Annotated in this window: 18 protein-coding genes; 6 read left to right on the top strand and 12 right to left on the bottom strand. The window is 32.5% G+C overall.

Annotated features, from left to right (window positions below; translation table 11 throughout):
- The first annotated feature begins 35 nt into the window (after positions 1–35).
- The 5 genes from C8N41_RS08215 (at position 36) to C8N41_RS08195 (ending at position 5,525) form a co-directional block, all read left to right on the top strand.
- A complete protein-coding gene (locus C8N41_RS08215) occupies positions 36–1,763 on the top strand; it encodes a phospho-sugar mutase (protein WP_211318190.1) in 1,728 nt (575 codons plus the stop codon).
- Between the two features lie 3 nt (positions 1,764–1,766).
- On the top strand, positions 1,767–3,602 hold the full coding sequence (locus C8N41_RS08210; RefSeq protein WP_115838925.1) for an ABC transporter ATP-binding protein: 1,836 nt from the start codon (positions 1,767–1,769) through the stop codon (positions 3,600–3,602).
- A gap of 359 nt (positions 3,603–3,961) precedes the next feature.
- Positions 3,962–4,504 carry an RNA polymerase sigma factor gene (locus tag C8N41_RS08205; RefSeq protein WP_115838924.1) on the top strand — a complete coding sequence of 181 codons (543 nt, stop codon included), beginning with the start codon at positions 3,962–3,964 and terminating at the stop codon, positions 4,502–4,504.
- 74 nt (positions 4,505–4,578) lie between these two features.
- A complete protein-coding gene (locus tag C8N41_RS08200) occupies positions 4,579–5,082 on the top strand; it encodes a hypothetical protein (protein WP_115838923.1) in 504 nt (167 codons plus the stop codon).
- A gap of 8 nt (positions 5,083–5,090) precedes the next feature.
- On the top strand, positions 5,091–5,525 hold the full coding sequence (locus C8N41_RS08195; protein ID WP_092443975.1) for a Spy/CpxP family protein refolding chaperone: 435 nt from the start codon (positions 5,091–5,093) through the stop codon (positions 5,523–5,525).
- 45 nt (positions 5,526–5,570) lie between these two features.
- On the opposite strand, the gene C8N41_RS08190 is transcribed toward C8N41_RS08195, so the two are convergent.
- The 12 genes from C8N41_RS08190 to C8N41_RS08135 form a co-directional block, all read right to left on the bottom strand.
- Complete coding sequence (locus C8N41_RS08190) at positions 5,571–6,641, bottom strand: WD40/YVTN/BNR-like repeat-containing protein (RefSeq protein ID WP_115839524.1); 1,071 nt, start codon at positions 6,639–6,641, stop codon at positions 5,571–5,573.
- 96 nt (positions 6,642–6,737) lie between these two features.
- Positions 6,738–7,406: an SCO family protein gene (locus C8N41_RS08185; RefSeq protein WP_092443977.1), complete on the bottom strand. Its 669-nt coding sequence runs from the start codon at positions 7,404–7,406 to the stop codon at positions 6,738–6,740.
- Between the two features lie 6 nt (positions 7,407–7,412).
- Positions 7,413–7,979 (bottom strand): toxin-antitoxin system YwqK family antitoxin, encoded by a 567-nt coding sequence (locus C8N41_RS08180; RefSeq protein WP_249033258.1) that lies wholly within the window; start codon positions 7,977–7,979, stop codon positions 7,413–7,415.
- A gap of 57 nt (positions 7,980–8,036) precedes the next feature.
- The gene (locus tag C8N41_RS08175) at positions 8,037–8,792 is read right to left on the bottom strand and encodes a YHYH protein (protein WP_115838921.1); all 756 of its coding nucleotides are present in this window, start codon (positions 8,790–8,792) and stop codon (positions 8,037–8,039) included.
- Positions 8,793–8,954: 162 nt separating this feature from the next.
- On the bottom strand, positions 8,955–9,059 hold the full coding sequence (locus C8N41_RS08170; protein ID WP_147298942.1) for a hypothetical protein: 105 nt from the start codon (positions 9,057–9,059) through the stop codon (positions 8,955–8,957).
- An 83-nt stretch (positions 9,060–9,142) separates the two neighbouring features.
- Positions 9,143–9,469 carry an EF-hand domain-containing protein gene (locus C8N41_RS08165; protein WP_115838919.1) on the bottom strand — a complete coding sequence of 109 codons (327 nt, stop codon included), beginning with the start codon at positions 9,467–9,469 and terminating at the stop codon, positions 9,143–9,145.
- Between the two features lie 109 nt (positions 9,470–9,578).
- On the bottom strand, positions 9,579–10,325 hold the full coding sequence (locus tag C8N41_RS08160) for a hypothetical protein (protein WP_115838918.1): 747 nt from the start codon (positions 10,323–10,325) through the stop codon (positions 9,579–9,581).
- A gap of 89 nt (positions 10,326–10,414) precedes the next feature.
- Positions 10,415–10,702 carry an EF-hand domain-containing protein gene (locus C8N41_RS08155; RefSeq protein ID WP_115838917.1) on the bottom strand — a complete coding sequence of 96 codons (288 nt, stop codon included), beginning with the start codon at positions 10,700–10,702 and terminating at the stop codon, positions 10,415–10,417.
- A gap of 148 nt (positions 10,703–10,850) precedes the next feature.
- Positions 10,851–12,281 (bottom strand): CotH kinase family protein, encoded by a 1,431-nt coding sequence (locus C8N41_RS08150; RefSeq protein WP_115838916.1) that lies wholly within the window; start codon positions 12,279–12,281, stop codon positions 10,851–10,853.
- 139 nt (positions 12,282–12,420) lie between these two features.
- Positions 12,421–12,921 carry a hypothetical protein gene (locus C8N41_RS08145; protein ID WP_115838915.1) on the bottom strand — a complete coding sequence of 167 codons (501 nt, stop codon included), beginning with the start codon at positions 12,919–12,921 and terminating at the stop codon, positions 12,421–12,423.
- 2 nt (positions 12,922–12,923) lie between these two features.
- On the bottom strand, positions 12,924–13,238 hold the full coding sequence (locus C8N41_RS08140; RefSeq protein ID WP_092443994.1) for a hypothetical protein: 315 nt from the start codon (positions 13,236–13,238) through the stop codon (positions 12,924–12,926).
- A gap of 39 nt (positions 13,239–13,277) precedes the next feature.
- Positions 13,278–13,856 (bottom strand): RNA polymerase sigma factor, encoded by a 579-nt coding sequence (locus tag C8N41_RS08135; protein ID WP_092443996.1) that lies wholly within the window; start codon positions 13,854–13,856, stop codon positions 13,278–13,280.
- Between the two features lie 191 nt (positions 13,857–14,047).
- Here C8N41_RS08135 and C8N41_RS08130 point away from each other — a divergent pair, with 191 nt between their 5' ends.
- Positions 14,048–15,259 carry an RsmB/NOP family class I SAM-dependent RNA methyltransferase gene (locus C8N41_RS08130; RefSeq protein ID WP_092443998.1) on the top strand — a complete coding sequence of 404 codons (1,212 nt, stop codon included), beginning with the start codon at positions 14,048–14,050 and terminating at the stop codon, positions 15,257–15,259.
- The last annotated feature ends 7 nt before the right edge of the window (positions 15,260–15,266 follow it).

Below are 15,266 nucleotides of genomic sequence, written 5' to 3'. Positions count from 1 at the left end.
AATTGTTTATTTTTGTTAATAAATCCATTTTATCCATGATACATATAAAACCAGAAATTTTAGAACGTGTAAACGCGTGGTTAACACCACATTTTGATGAAGACTCTCAAAAAGAAATTAAAAACATGATGGCTTCTAACCCAAAAGAATTAGAAGAGAGCTTTTATAAAGATCTTGAATTTGGAACTGGAGGTATGAGAGGTATAATGGGACTTGGCACCAACAGAATAAATAAATATACCTTAGGAAAAAACACCCAAGGCTTAAGTAATTATTTAAAAGAACAATTTCCTGGTGAAGACGTAAAAGTTTCAATTGCATACGATTGCAGACATAACAGTCAAATCTTCGGAAAACTGGTTGCTGATGTATTTTCTGCCAATGGTATACAAGTTTATTTATTTGAAGAATTACGACCTACTCCAGAATTATCATTTGCATTAAAGCACCTCAACTGTCATTGTGGTATTGTGCTTACTGCATCACATAATCCACCAGAATATAACGGTTATAAAGTATATTGGCAAGATGGAGGGCAATTAGTACCACCTCAAGATGCTGGTGTTATCGCAGAGATTAATCGTATAAATTATTCTGAAATTAAATTTGAATCTAATTCCGATTTAATACAATATATAGGTAAAGATGTAGATAATGTTTTTATTGAAGCCTCTATTAATAATGGAAGTTTTAATACACCAGCTGAAGCTAAGGCCAACTTAAATGTTGTATTTACCTCATTGCACGGAACGTCTATAACAGCTATTCCAGAAACCTTAAAACGTGCAGGATATACCAATGTAAATATTGTAGAAGAGCAACGAGAACCAAATGGAGATTTTCCAACAGTTGTTTCTCCTAATCCTGAAGAGCCAGAAGCACTTAAAATGGCCATGGAATTAGCAGATCGTGTGGAAGGAGATATTGTAATCGGTACGGATCCGGATTGTGACCGTTTAGGAGTTGTGGTACGTAATTTAGAAAATGAGTTGGTGATACTTAATGGTAATCAAACCATGGTATTAATGACCGACTTCTTACTTCGACAATGGAAAAACGCTAATAAAATTAATAACAACCAATTTATAGCTTCTACAATAGTATCAACACCGATGATGTCTGTTTTAGGAGACGCGTATGGTGTTGAATGTAAAATTGGCCTTACAGGATTTAAATGGATTGCTAAAATGATTAAAGATTTCCCAGACATGGATTTTGTTGGTGGTGGAGAAGAGAGTTTTGGATTTATGGTTGGTGACTTTGTAAGAGATAAAGATGCTGTCACTTCTACACTATTAGCGTGCGAAATTGCTGCACAAGCAAAAGCGCAAGGTAAAACCATGTACCAAAAGCTAATTGATTTATATATAGAACACGGGTTTTATAAAGAACGATTAGTATCCTTAACGAAAAAAGGGATTGAAGGTGCATTAGAAATTAAACAAATGATGGTTGATGCAAGAGACAATCCTCTAACTGAAATTAATGGTGAAAAAGTTGTTTTAATAGAAGATTACTTAGTATCTAAATCAAAAAACATCCTTTCTAATGAAGAAACACCTTTAGATATTCCTAAATCTAATGTATTAATTTATTACACTGAAAATGGAAGTAAAATAGCATTACGACCAAGTGGAACAGAGCCAAAAATCAAATTCTATATTAGCGTCAACACAGAATTAGACAATTCGTCGGACTTTGCTAAAACGGAGCAATTGTTGGGTGACAGAATTGAAGCTATCCTAAAGGATATGAAATTATAATTAATGGACTATATAAAAAAGTTAACACGGTTTATTATCCCCTATAAGAAATATGCTTATCTAAACATTTTCTTTAATATTCTATACGCCCTCTTTGGGACTTTATCATTTGTTTCTTTAATGCCAATGTTAAAAGTTTTGCTAAAAACAGCAGAACCAATTGCAAGTAAGCCCATCCGTACTAATTACGACGGCATTTTAGAGTACGGTGATTATTTAGAGGACTCTTTAAATTTCTTCATAACACAAAAAATTCAAGCAGATGGTCAATACAGCGTTTTAATTTTAATGATTTGTGTTGTCTTAGCTACCTTCCTACTTAAAAATGCGTCAGGATATTTTTCTAACTTTTTCCTAGCCTACCTTCGAAACGGAATTTTAAAAGACATAAGAAATGAACTGTATAATAAAACCGTAACGCTTCCTATATCCTATTTTTCAGAAAAAAGAAAAGGTGATATTATAGCGAGAATATCAGGTGATGTTAATGAAATTCAAAATTCATTATTAGCAATTTTAGAATTGCTCATCAGAGAACCTTTGACCATTATATTTACCATTATTGTAATGTTTACAATTAGTCTAAAGCTTACCATATTTGTATTCATTTTTATCCCAATTTCTGGATTTATAATCTCAAGAGTTGGTAAAAGCTTAAAGAAACGTTCTAAACGAGTACAGGAAGAAAATGGTTCATTTCTATCCGTTTTAGATGAAACATTAAATGGTTTAAAAGTTATTAAAGGGTTTAACGCTGAGAATAGATTTAATTCCACTTTTCAAAAATCAACTTCAAGACTGTACAAATTTGCTAACGAATTAGCTCATAGACAGAATTTAGCATCACCGACATCTGAATTTTTAGGAATTGTAGTTATTGCTGTTATTCTACTGTATGGAGGACAAATGGTTTTGGTTGATAAAACCTTAACTCCAGATCAGTTTATAACCTACATGGCTCTAGCCTATAATATTTTAACACCAGCTAAAGCCATTAGTAAAGCTTCCTATAAAGTAAAATCTGGTAATGCTTCTGCTGATCGTGTTTTAGATATTTTAAATACGGAATCTATTGTGAAAGACCCAAGTGATGCCAAAGTAAAAACAGCTTTTGAATCGGAGCTTAAACTCAATCAAATTTCTTTTAAATATGAAGATGATTTGGTGCTTAAAAATTTCTCACTTAATGTTCCTAAAGGCAAAAGTGTAGCTCTAGTAGGACAATCTGGGAGTGGAAAAAGTACAATTGCCAATTTAGTTACTCGGTTTTACGATGTTAATCAAGGTACCATTACTATTGATGGAGATGACATTAAACATGTAACGAAGTATTCGTTGCGAAATTTAATGGGATTAGTCACTCAAGATTCTATCTTATTTAATGACACTGTTGCCAATAACTTAAAGATAGGTAAAATTGATGCTACCGACAAAGAAATCGTCGATGCGTTAAAGGTAGCTAATGCTTGGGAATTTGTTAAAGATTTACCACAAAGCATACATACTAATATAGGTGATTCTGGTGGAAAATTATCTGGTGGTCAAAAACAACGCTTAAGTATTGCAAGAGCAGTGCTTAAAAATCCACCAATAATGATATTAGACGAAGCAACCTCAGCTCTAGATACCGAAAGTGAAAAATTAGTACAAGATGCTTTAGAGAAAATGATGCAAAATAGAACATCAATTGTTATTGCGCATCGGCTTTCTACAATTCAAAATGCGGATCTTATTGTGGTAATGCAAAAAGGTGAAATAGCAGAACAAGGTACACATACAGAACTTATGGCTAAAAATGGAGTCTATAAAAAACTGGTAGATATGCAGAGTTTTGACTAATTTTTCAGCAAAGATTTAAAACTTTAAAAGGTACGCGTATGTTATTATCCCACGCACTAAGCCATCTTATTTTTCTAAAAGTATACGATAAAAAAAAGGATGTATTAATTATACATCCTTCTTTTTTGTTATCAGATTTGGGGAACTGATAACCCATAATAGGTTAAGCTTAAAGCAAACATAGACTAAAAATCACTATGATACAAGAAAAATATACATTTTATCGTTATTTTGTGCGTTTTGTCGGTTTTAATGATTTTAAGAAAGTAATTATTGGACACTAAAAAACACAGTATCTTTATTTAAACTTCAATTAAACTTTTAGTAAATTTCAGAGTCTTACTAGTAAATAAAAGTCATTGGTTAACGAATCGGAACTTATAACTCGTTTAAAAAACTCTCTTACAAAAGAAGCGGCTTATAGAGAATTATTGCAACTCTATAAAGAACGTTTGTATTGGCATATCCGTAAAATTGTAATTAATCATAACGATGCAGATGATGCCCTTCAAAACACCTTTATAAAAGTGTATCGTAATATTGAAAATTTTAAAGGAGAGAGCAAATTATTTTCTTGGTTGTATCGTATAGCGACAAATGAATCTATTACACTCATTAATAAAAATGCAAAGCGTTTACAGATATCTAATGAAGAACACCAATCGAGAGCCATTAACAATTTGCAAGCCGATGTTTATTTTGAAGGAGATGACATTCAGCTAAAGTTACAAAAAGCGATTGCAACCTTACCAGAGAAACAACAACTGGTTTTTAATATGCGCTATTTTGACGATTTAAAATATAAAGATATTGCTGAAATTTTAGAGACTAGTGAAGGTGCTTTAAAGGCGTCTTATCATATTGCAGCAAAAAAAATTGAAGCATTTTTAACTTCAGATTAAACCATTTTAATAATTTGAAGTCAAAGCATTAGAAAAGAGATTAAAATAATTTCGGTTATACCGATACAATAATTATGAAAAACAGTAATTTACATAACGTAACAACTTCAGGTTTTAAAACACCAGATAATTATTTTGAGTCGTTTGAAGCTGATTTATTGGAACGCTTAAATGAAAAAGAAGTTATAAAGGCTTCTGAGGTTTCAGGATTTACTGTTCCTGATGATTATTTTAAGACTGTAGAAAATACCGTATTAGAAAAGCTTAATACCACAACAGAAAAACCGGTTATTACATTAAAACCGAAAAGTACATTTTATTATTTTTCTGGTATTGCTGCAAGTATCGTTCTGTTATTTAGCTTAGTATTTAATAACGATAATATTACCATTGACAATTTAGAAACAGAGCTTATTGAAAATTATCTATATCATCAAGACTACAGTGCCGATGATTTAGCCACCTTATTAAAAACGGATGATATTTCAGTAACTGATTTTATAGATATAGATATTTCGGACGAAACACTAGATCATTATTTTGAAAACGTCGATACTGAAGACCTAATTTTTGAATAAAAAAGATTATGAAAATAGCATATACACTTATTCTTTCTTTATTGATTTCAACGAGCCTATTTGCTCAAAAACTTGATAAAGAAAAAATTAAAGCCTTAAAAATTGCTCATATTACTGAGCAATTAGACCTTACCGAGAGTGAAGCACAAAAGTTTTGGCCAATTTACAATGCCAATGAAGATGCTGAAGATAAGTTAAGAGAAAATTCCGCCTACAGAAGAAAAGGTAAAAAACCAGAAGAACTAACAGAAAGTGAAGCAAAAGCACTTCTTTTAGCTATGGAAAAAAATGAAAAACAAAAAGTAGAATTGCATTCTAAAATGCTCAATGAATTATTAGAATTTTTACCTGCAAAAAAAATAATTAAACTATATCAAGCAGAGCGTTCTTTTAGACAAAAGCTTTTTGATGAATACAAAAAACGACACTCTAAAAGACAATAAATTATAACGACAAATTCTAAAGGAAACTTTTTACGTTTCCTTTTTTTATTCTCTAAAAGTTAATTTACTTATCCTACCTTTTCCTGCAGCGTAAGCAATAGAATCATTTTGAAATCGGATGGTATAAAACCCTTCATCACTTAAGTGCGTCCATGTATCACCAGAATCGTTACTGTAATCAATTCCTTTAAACCCAACAGCTACCAGCTCTTTCCCTCCACTATTTGGAATATATTGCACACAGCTTCTGTAACCTGGTCCTTTACCATTTGCGACTATTTGCCAGGTTTTTCCTCCATCGCTTGTTCTTATCTTGTTATTTAAGGTATCCTTTGGAGAAGTATAATCTCCACCGATAGCAAATCCATTTTTTTCATCATAAAAATCTAAGGAGTATATACCTGTGGTTGCCTTCCCTTGTATAATTGGTGTATCGTACACTTTCCAAGACTTTCCTTTGTTTGGTGAATACAATATTCTACTCGATTTACCTCCTGTTGCTACCCAAGTATGGTTCCCAACTATCGCTATATTAGTATCGCTTGCAGCAAAAGCAGTTTCACCGTGGTTAGCTTTTGGTAATTTATCGCACCCTAATTTTGTCCAAGTATCACCTCCATCTCTTGTTATGATAATACTCATACAGTCTTCTGTGGGATCACCTATAGCAAGACCTTCTTGTTCATTCCAAAATGCCATAGCATCGTAAAAAACGTCTGGGTGATTTTCTTGATAAACGACATTATGGCTTATATAAGCCCTAACATCATTATTATAATCTAACTTAAACAGCAACGCAGGAGACGCAATGCTTAAATAAAATAAATTCTTCCCATTAAACGCAGATGACCTAAACGATGGTAAAACCGAATCTTTAATCATAAGATCCGTAGCAACGCTGCCATCTCTTAAATATATACCTCTCTTGCCCTCTTGAGCTCCATAGTAAATATCTCCGTCAATTTCTTGAATAGTCCTTATACTTAATGTAGAATCTTTAAGTATACCTTTAATCCATATTCTAGACAATTTTCTTTGATTCACTATTTCTGATTTATTTTTTTTACCACAACTAAAAACGGTAACAACAACCAACAATAGAAGTAAATTTCTCATTATAACAATTTTACTCAAATATAGAAAAGCTTTACGATTAATACCGCAAAGCTTTTCAGAAACCATAATCAATCAATCAAAAGCTAAGTCATCACTCTAGCCTTCTTCTTTTAAGGCTTTAACATCTATTATTAATTGTTGCATAGATGCTCTATTTAATCCGTTATAAATACCTCTTATATGTTTATTTTTATCAATAAGTAAAAAGTTTTCAGTGTGTAAAAAATCATCAATAGTCTTTGATTCACCTAAATCATTTTCCACAAAATACTGATCGCGACCTAAACTATAAATCTCATACTTATCCCCTGTAACTAAATGCCATTTATGAGGTATCACTCCGTGTTTTTCTGCATAGTTTTTTAAAACAGAAACCGAATCTTGTGTTGGCGTCACCGAATGCGATAAAAATAAAATGTCGTTATCATCTTTAAACTCCTCCTGTAGTTTAAACATATTACCTGTCATTTGTGGACAGATCCCAGGACAACTAGCAAAGAAGAAATCTGTAATATAAATCTTGTTTTCAAATGTCTTTTGCGTAATACGCTCACCTAATTGATTCGTTAGATTAAAATCCGGTATTTTATGAAATTCTTTTTCAGCCTTGCTACCAGGTATTAACCAGTTTGGCGTAAACGATTCTTCATTATAATACGGTAAATAGTCTACTCTGCTTGTGTCTTCAACTTTAATCTGCTCTTTTTTAGGTTGGTCTTTACAGCTTACAGTAACTATAAGCAAACCGATTAGTAGATATTTCATGCTCCTTTATTTACTTGTGGTTACTTCTTTTTTAATAACGACTTCGTTCTCTAGTTTGTAACATGAATTAGCACGTCTAAGTCCAAAAACGCGACCATTCTTTGCTTCGTAATTAACATATAACTTGCCATTTTCTAACCAAGCTTTTTGCAAACCGTCCTCCTTACCATCAACCAAATGTCGTTCTTTGGCAAGTTGACCTGTTGGATACCATTTCTTTTCAATTCCATTCTTCTTCCCGTTAATGTAATTAACTTCTGAGCCTAACATTCCGTTTTCCCACCAGCTTTTATAACTGCCCACTAAGCGATTTTGCATGTAATGAGATTCTACACGAAGCACTCCGTTTTTAGACCATGTTTTAGCAACACCTTCCTTTTTTCCATTATAAAAGCCTATCTTTTCTTTTAATGAATCATTAAAATGATACCTCAACGCATACCCTGAATAAGGTTTATTTTTATAATACCAAACACCCTCGTTACCATTAAGCGTAATACTATCTCTTAAGACTTCAACATCAGCAATAGGAAACGTTTCTGTTTTATTAAAAGTAGCCTCGCGGGTGCTCATATTACAGCTCATCAATACTGCGAAAACGAACAATGATGGTATCTTTAATATTTTCATTTAGTAACCTTGATATGGACCTGCAAACGCAATATAAGATCCTGTTGTTGAATACAATTCATTGATAATATGATAATGATACTCTTCTTCTCCATCCGTGTACTGTGTTGTAGAAGTATGACCACCTGAAGCATCTAAATCTACAGGATACGTGCCGGTTGAATTACATTTTCTGCCGTAAAGAAATACTCCATCTAATAAAATACCTACTAAATTATCGTCGTCATCAGAAAACGCTTTAGGCTCTAAGTGATAGTGATACACTCCTGGTCCTATGTGCGCACCTGTCCAGTCTAAACTTGCAGCCGCAGCATCTAGTGCGCCACCTCCTTCTTGGTCATTAAATATTGAGGCGCCACTAACTGCTATACCAATAGTATCGAAATTGGTTGCTATCGCATTACCATCTAAATCTGGTGTAGCATCTACAATGATAGTTGTAGCATTGTTGTTACTAGACATAATGCTAGGTGTTGACTCTACTGTGGGTTCATCTCTGTAAAGCTCGTGACCAGAACCCCAATAAACGGTTTCATGGTCTGGTAAACCTGTAGTTTCTATAACAACACTAGATCCATCTAAATAGATGGTTGTGGCTTCTGTATTAAACGCTGAGAACGCAGCGTGTAATTCGCCAATAACCTCGCCTGTATCGTCAGTGGCATCATCTGTAGTTGAACTATCATCAGAGGAACACGATATCCCTAAGGCCAAAAAGGCTAATAATAAAGCTAGTGGTTTTACTGTCTTTTTCATAATTATTTTTTTATGGTTATAATCTTTTAGATGCTATTACTTAAAAAAACTTGTGCTTTGAATTCATTTTTTTCAACTGGAAATATCACCATCGTATTTAAGGACCTTAAAACAATATATATTAAGGTTTTTGGTTCATCAACCTATATTTAGGCTTCATTCTTATTTTCTCCTTTTGTTATCTGCATCGTTCTCATAAAACACTTTTAGTTCTTCTAAATTTAACTGACTATCACCATTGGTGTCTATCTCTTTAAATTTATCCATTAAATCTTGTTTATCTTTTGCTGCAACTTCCAATTCATTTAATTGTCCATCTTCATTTTGATCTACTGCTTTTAAAAGTGCCTTTACCGATATTTTTTTGGTTTAGAGCTATCCAATGAGGCCTCTAGTTCCTCTATATCAATATATCCATCCTCATTGCTACCTGTGATTTCAAAATCTTCAGCAATTTTCCCTCTTTCATCTTTAGACGCCTCATCTTTATCTATTTTACCATCGCTGTTAATATCTAACAATTTCAATATTTCTGAAGCATCTGGCTTTTCTCCTTTATTTGGTCCGCCTCCTTGTTTTCCTCCGTGACTTCCACCAGGAGGACCTTGAGCAAAACTGCCAAAACTGATTAACATACTCATTACGACAATGGCTAACTTTATAGGTCTGTATTTCATAATTTATCGTTTTACTGTTATTATTTATTCTTTAAATTTTATGACTTCCTTAATTCACTGATTATCATATATTGGAGTATTATTAAAACAATAACCGTGTGCTCTAATTCTATAACGCTTTACTAAGCTGATATGCCATAGTTTTTGTTTTATCTCGTAAGTTTATGGCGTTGGTTAATTGTATTTCGGATTGTAATAACCAATCTACTAGACTATTTTGATAAGCTCTACTTTTTAGTAATTCCATATAATTAGATTCGGTAGTGTAAGAATCGAGACAATTAATTCTAAACTCACGCTTAGTTAACATATCTATTAAGGATACATGTTTTTCTATAGCTGGCTGTAATCGGCCTATTACGATATTTTCAATTTTTGTTTCTTGACTTTCAAAATTGTCTAATTCATTTGGATAAGCCGCTATGAGATCTTTAAGTATATCACTTTGTATAAATTCGAACTTGTTAGTTGTGTTTACTGAATTTATAGCACCGTAATGTAATTTTGTGGGCTTATAATTGACATTAACCACATTTCTTTTTTCACTCGCTGTGAGTTGGGAAAGCTGTTGATGCATTAATAAATCTATGGTGTTCTCAATGTTTTGAGTTGTCTCTGTATAATTAATAATGGAAGCATCTAAAAGCACTAGGTTAGAATTTAGCTCTTCATTTAAGGACTGGTATATTTTTAATTCTACGATTCTATTTTTCCTTAATTCGTTTAAATCATTGATTTTCCATGCTATTAAAACACCAATTACAATTAATAAAATTTCACCTAAAGCATAAATTAAGTAGTTTCTAATTTTTCCTGAAAACAATAATTTTCTTCTTATCTTTCTAAATAACCTCATATCCAATTATCTGTTTTGCGCATTAGGTATTAAAAAAACTTCATAATTACTCACGAAGTTTTTACAACTACATCATCAATTGTTTTTTATTAATCTCTTTTCTTTCGTTCTGGTTTCGGAGCATTTTTAAACTCTTCTTCAGAAATAAATCCATCTTCGTCAGTATCTATCATAGAAAAATCGTCTTTTAAAGGGCCTTTTAATTCATCTTTTGAAAGTTTACCATCTTCATTTTCATCTAGCTCTTTTAGTAACTCACTAAATGTTGGCGGTTCTTTTCTTTTTTGATGGTCTTGAGATTGTGCATTGGCGTTAGTAGACATAAATAATGCTATTCCAAATACTAATACTACTGTTTTTAATGTTTTACTTTTCATTTTTTTAAGTTTAACGTTATGTAGGTTTAGATGCTCTTTTACTTATAAACTTGTGTTACCTTTTGTTAAATAAAACAAAAAAAACTCCGTGAGTTCTCACGGAGCATTTCAACAATTAAAAATCAATCAACTCAAAACATCTTTATTTTTATTGTCCATTTAAATAACTATTTACTGCTGTTGCTCTAGAGCCAGCATGAGCATTTAGTGTATTAACCGCAGATTGAAATTCTGAACTACTGTTTAAGAATGAGTAACCATCTATCTCTGCTGTAACATAAGGTTCTATAAGATCGGCATATGCTGCATATTGAGCTTGAATAGTGTTTACGTTAAAGGCGCCGTCAATAACCTCTTGCACGTAAGAATTATATTGAGCCTTATACACATCGTCAGCATACAAATAGCCAATTAAAGGCCACTCGGCACTATTTAACCCTGAAAAATCTAAAGCCAAAGCACCTCCCATATTTCCTGTCTGTAAGGCTTCGTTATTATCCCAAGGAATCCAATTTAACTTGTTCGTATCTTCATCATTATACAAATAGTAATTATGCGTCATTCTACCATAAGTATCCCAGTTTTGAATGACAGTATTTGTTGCCAGATACTTTAAGAATACATCAGTATCCAATACGCTTTCTAAGTTAGCTCTCCAAGTTGCTGGATCTGTAGTTCTAGTATTAGCATTTAGATAGGTATACAAACTTTCTACATCTGAGAAATCGGCATCATCTTCATTAGTTTTCTTCACAAATTCATCCTCATCATAAGTACCATAAGCAAAACTAGCAGCATCACCATCTGGCTTATATAAATTGCCATCATTATCCGAAAACTGAGTATCGATTACAGTATCATCGACTTCTTCTACCATAGTGTATAATCCGAAATAAATTGGCCCATCACCATGATCTATATATACGGTATAGAAAGCAGTGTGAGAGCCTACAAGTCCTGCATTTCTAAAAACATCCCCTGCTACTTTTTCTCTCAGTTGAGACTTATCATTGTAATTATTTTTTAGACTTAATTTTTTAAATCCATAAAAACGTTGATTATCAATTTGCGGATAATCATCTTCAAACTCATCAAAATCTAATTTTAATGATAGTTTTAAAATACCACTAGCCCAAGAAGATGCTAAACTAGAATTTCCTTTAAAGCGCACCCCAACTCTATACCACTCTATATCTTTATAAAACACTTCCGCTGGCATAAAAATTGGATCTTCGTCATCATCGGAAAATGATCCATTTCCGCTACCAAAAGTGCCATATAAATCCGTCATATCATCTAACATACTTTCCCATCGCGAAGACTCAATAACAATATCTATTCGTTTTACGGTATTGTCTTCAAACACCTCTTCAAAATTTGGATCTGCATCTTTACTATGTGTTTCTGTGGTCCAATCCGTGGCTTCAAAATCGGCATCGTTAATAATCTCTTCATTTTCGTCTTCACCTGTTGTAGTTGTACCGTCATCATCACTGCTACAGGCATTAAAAGTAAGGGTAGTGATACTGCTTAAAATTACTACAGTAACAAGTGTCATGATTGTTCTAAGTCTTTTCATCTCTATTGGTTTTTAAATTTACTATATAGAGATTTAGATGTGAAAATGAATTTTAACTTGTTATCGTATATGTTAAAAAAAACACAAACAAAAAAACCTTCATATATAATGAAGGTTTTACTGTGGGATAAAGTTATTATTAGGGTCTAGGAGGTGGTCTATGACCTTCGCTCATATTAGGAGGAAGTGGTCGGTTGGCATTATCACCTTGACGTAATGCATCGAATAATATGCTTTTAAATTTCTCCTTTTGTTTTTCGTTTGAAATGTTATGAATCATTTTAAAATGATAAAACGTCTCCTTCTCTTTTGCGGTTTCTTTTTCGCACACTAAAGATGTTATCGAGTCTATTATTTTTGGGTTAATAGAATCGTTAGATAACATACTAAAAAGGTAATCTTTTAATGCTTTTACTTCATCCGATAAATTTTTAATGGTTTGGTGATGTCCTTTGCTTTTTTCATTAAACTCCTCTAATTGTGCGGCATTAAAATTAAGTTCTTTAACTATAAAATCTTTATCTCTTTGCTGTCCTTTAGGTCTGTCATTGCGACTTAAACCCATATAATTATATAAGAAAAACCCATTCACCACAATTAGGAAAACAAGTAAAATATATAGTATTGTATTTTTTTTCATAACTAATTTAATATAGTAGATTCTGTACTTGTAACTAAACCATAAGACTCTGCGAAATTACTTAATCCCTCTTCGTACGATGTTTCTTTTAAATTGTTAAATGCTAAGATATTTAAAACCACAACACATACTAAAGTTGCCAACTGTAATTTTGGTGTAAACCAAGTTCCTGTTACATCTTGAACGTCCTCTGAGGCATTCCGAATTTGATGCATTACGTTTTCCTTAAAAAAAGGAGACACTTTAACCTCTTGTATCGACGCAGCAGCATCTAAGGTGTCTTTAACTTTTTTATTCATTTCAACATTAGTTTTCATAATTATATATTTAGATGCATAAGCTTAAAAAAACTTGCGCTAATGTTCATTTTTATAATAATTTTCTAATAGTTTTTTCAGGTTCTTTTTGGCTCTAAACATTACCGATTCTACTGAAGACAAACTTCTATCTGTAATTTCTGCAACTTCCTGATAGCTCTTACCATCTATTTTATGCAAGGTAAACACTACAGCCTGACTTTCTGGTAAACTATTTATAGCTTTAAATAAAGTTGCATTAAGCTCTTTATTTTCGAGCAGAATTCCTGGATGATTCATTTCTGTGAAATAATTTGTTTTATCCATAGGAATTACATTTCCTGTTATAGATTGTAAAAAAGCAAACCGTTTTTTTGTGTTTTTCTTTCTTATAAACTCTAAGCATTTATTCGTAGTAATTCGGTATATCCAAGTGGATAACTTAGATTCTCCTTTAAATTTATTGATAGAATTAAAAACTTCAATAAACACATCTTGTGCAATATCTTCGGCATCTTCTTTATTTGGCACAAACGAAATACAAGTACTAAATACTTTTTGCTGATATGCATCCAATAATTGACTATAAGCTTTGGTGCTTTTTAGTTTAAGTTCTTGTATAAATTCGGTTTCTTTCAAAAAAGTGTAGGCTATGCAATCGATGCGAATTTAGTTTAGATATAACTAAAAAAAAAATTGGCAGAATTATTTATTGAAAATCACACTAACACTTTGCAATATTATATTATACTGTGAATCTTTTCACTTACCTTTGCATGTTCATTTTTGCAGAAATATTAACCTGCATTCTGAAATATTAATATTTATTTATGAGATTACATAGAAACTTATGCTTTGCCGTAATTGACGGATTACACCTTATTTTTAATGAAGGTGAATACGCAGACAAAGTGATACAACAATTACTAAAACGAGATAAACGTTGGGGAAGTAGAGATCGAGGATTTGTTGCAGAAACCGTTTATACCATTGTGCGTTACCAAAGGCTTTATGCAGAAATTGCAGATGTTAAAGCGCCGTACGATAGAGATAACCTTTGGAGAATATTTGCCGTTTGGGCAACCTTAAAAGGCATTAAGCTGCCAGATTGGAAATATTTTACCGACACTCCAACACGAAAAATAAAAGGGCGTTTTGATGAATTGTCTAAAATTAGAAAATTTAAAGAATCCATACCAGATTGGATAGACGATTTGGGCGTAAAAGAATTAGGCGAAGCCGAATGGTCCAAGGAGATAGCCATGCAAAATGAGCAAGCAGATGTAATACTTAGAGTTAATACGCTAAAAACAACAAAAACCGATTTACAACTTAAACTACAGTCCGAAGATATTGAAACTGAGTTTTTACCAAATCATCCGTATGCCTTAAGATTAAAAGAACGTGCCAATGTTTTTGTGACACAAGCTTTCAAAGATGGTTGGTTTGAAGTACAAGATGCATCCTCTCAATTAGTGGCAGACTATTTAGATGTAAAACCAGGCATGAAGGTTGTAGATGTCTGTGCTGGTGCTGGTGGAAAAACCTTGCATTTAGCTTCTTTAATGGAAAATAAAGGTCAGGTTATTGCTATGGATATTTACGAAAGTAAATTAAAAAAGTTAAAAATTAGAGCGCGTAGAAACGGTGTTCATAATATTGAAATGAAAGTTATCGATTCTACCAAACCGATTAAGAAGTTACATGGTAAAGCCGATCGCTTATTAATTGACGCTCCTTGTTCTGGTCTAGGCGTGTTAAGACGAAACCCAGATGCCAAATGGAAATTAGCACCTGAGTTTATCGATAATATTAAACAAACACAACAAGAAGTGTTAGAGCAGTATTCCAAAATGGTGAAATCTGGTGGTAAAATGGTTTATGCAACATGTTCTGTTTTGCCTTCTGAGAATCAAAAACAAGTGGAAAATTTCTTAACTTCAGAAGCTGGAAAAGAATTTACATTTATAAAAGACAAAAAAGTTTTAGCCTATAAATCTGGTTTCGATGGATTCTATATGGCACTTTTAGAGAAGAAATAACAGAATT

It is taken from the genome of Winogradskyella sediminis, assembly GCF_003387355.1.
Lineage (GTDB): Bacteria > Bacteroidota > Bacteroidia > Flavobacteriales > Flavobacteriaceae > Winogradskyella > Winogradskyella sediminis.
The sequence above is the reverse complement of the archived record's forward strand: the minus strand, read 5'-3'. Positions and strand labels throughout refer to the sequence as shown.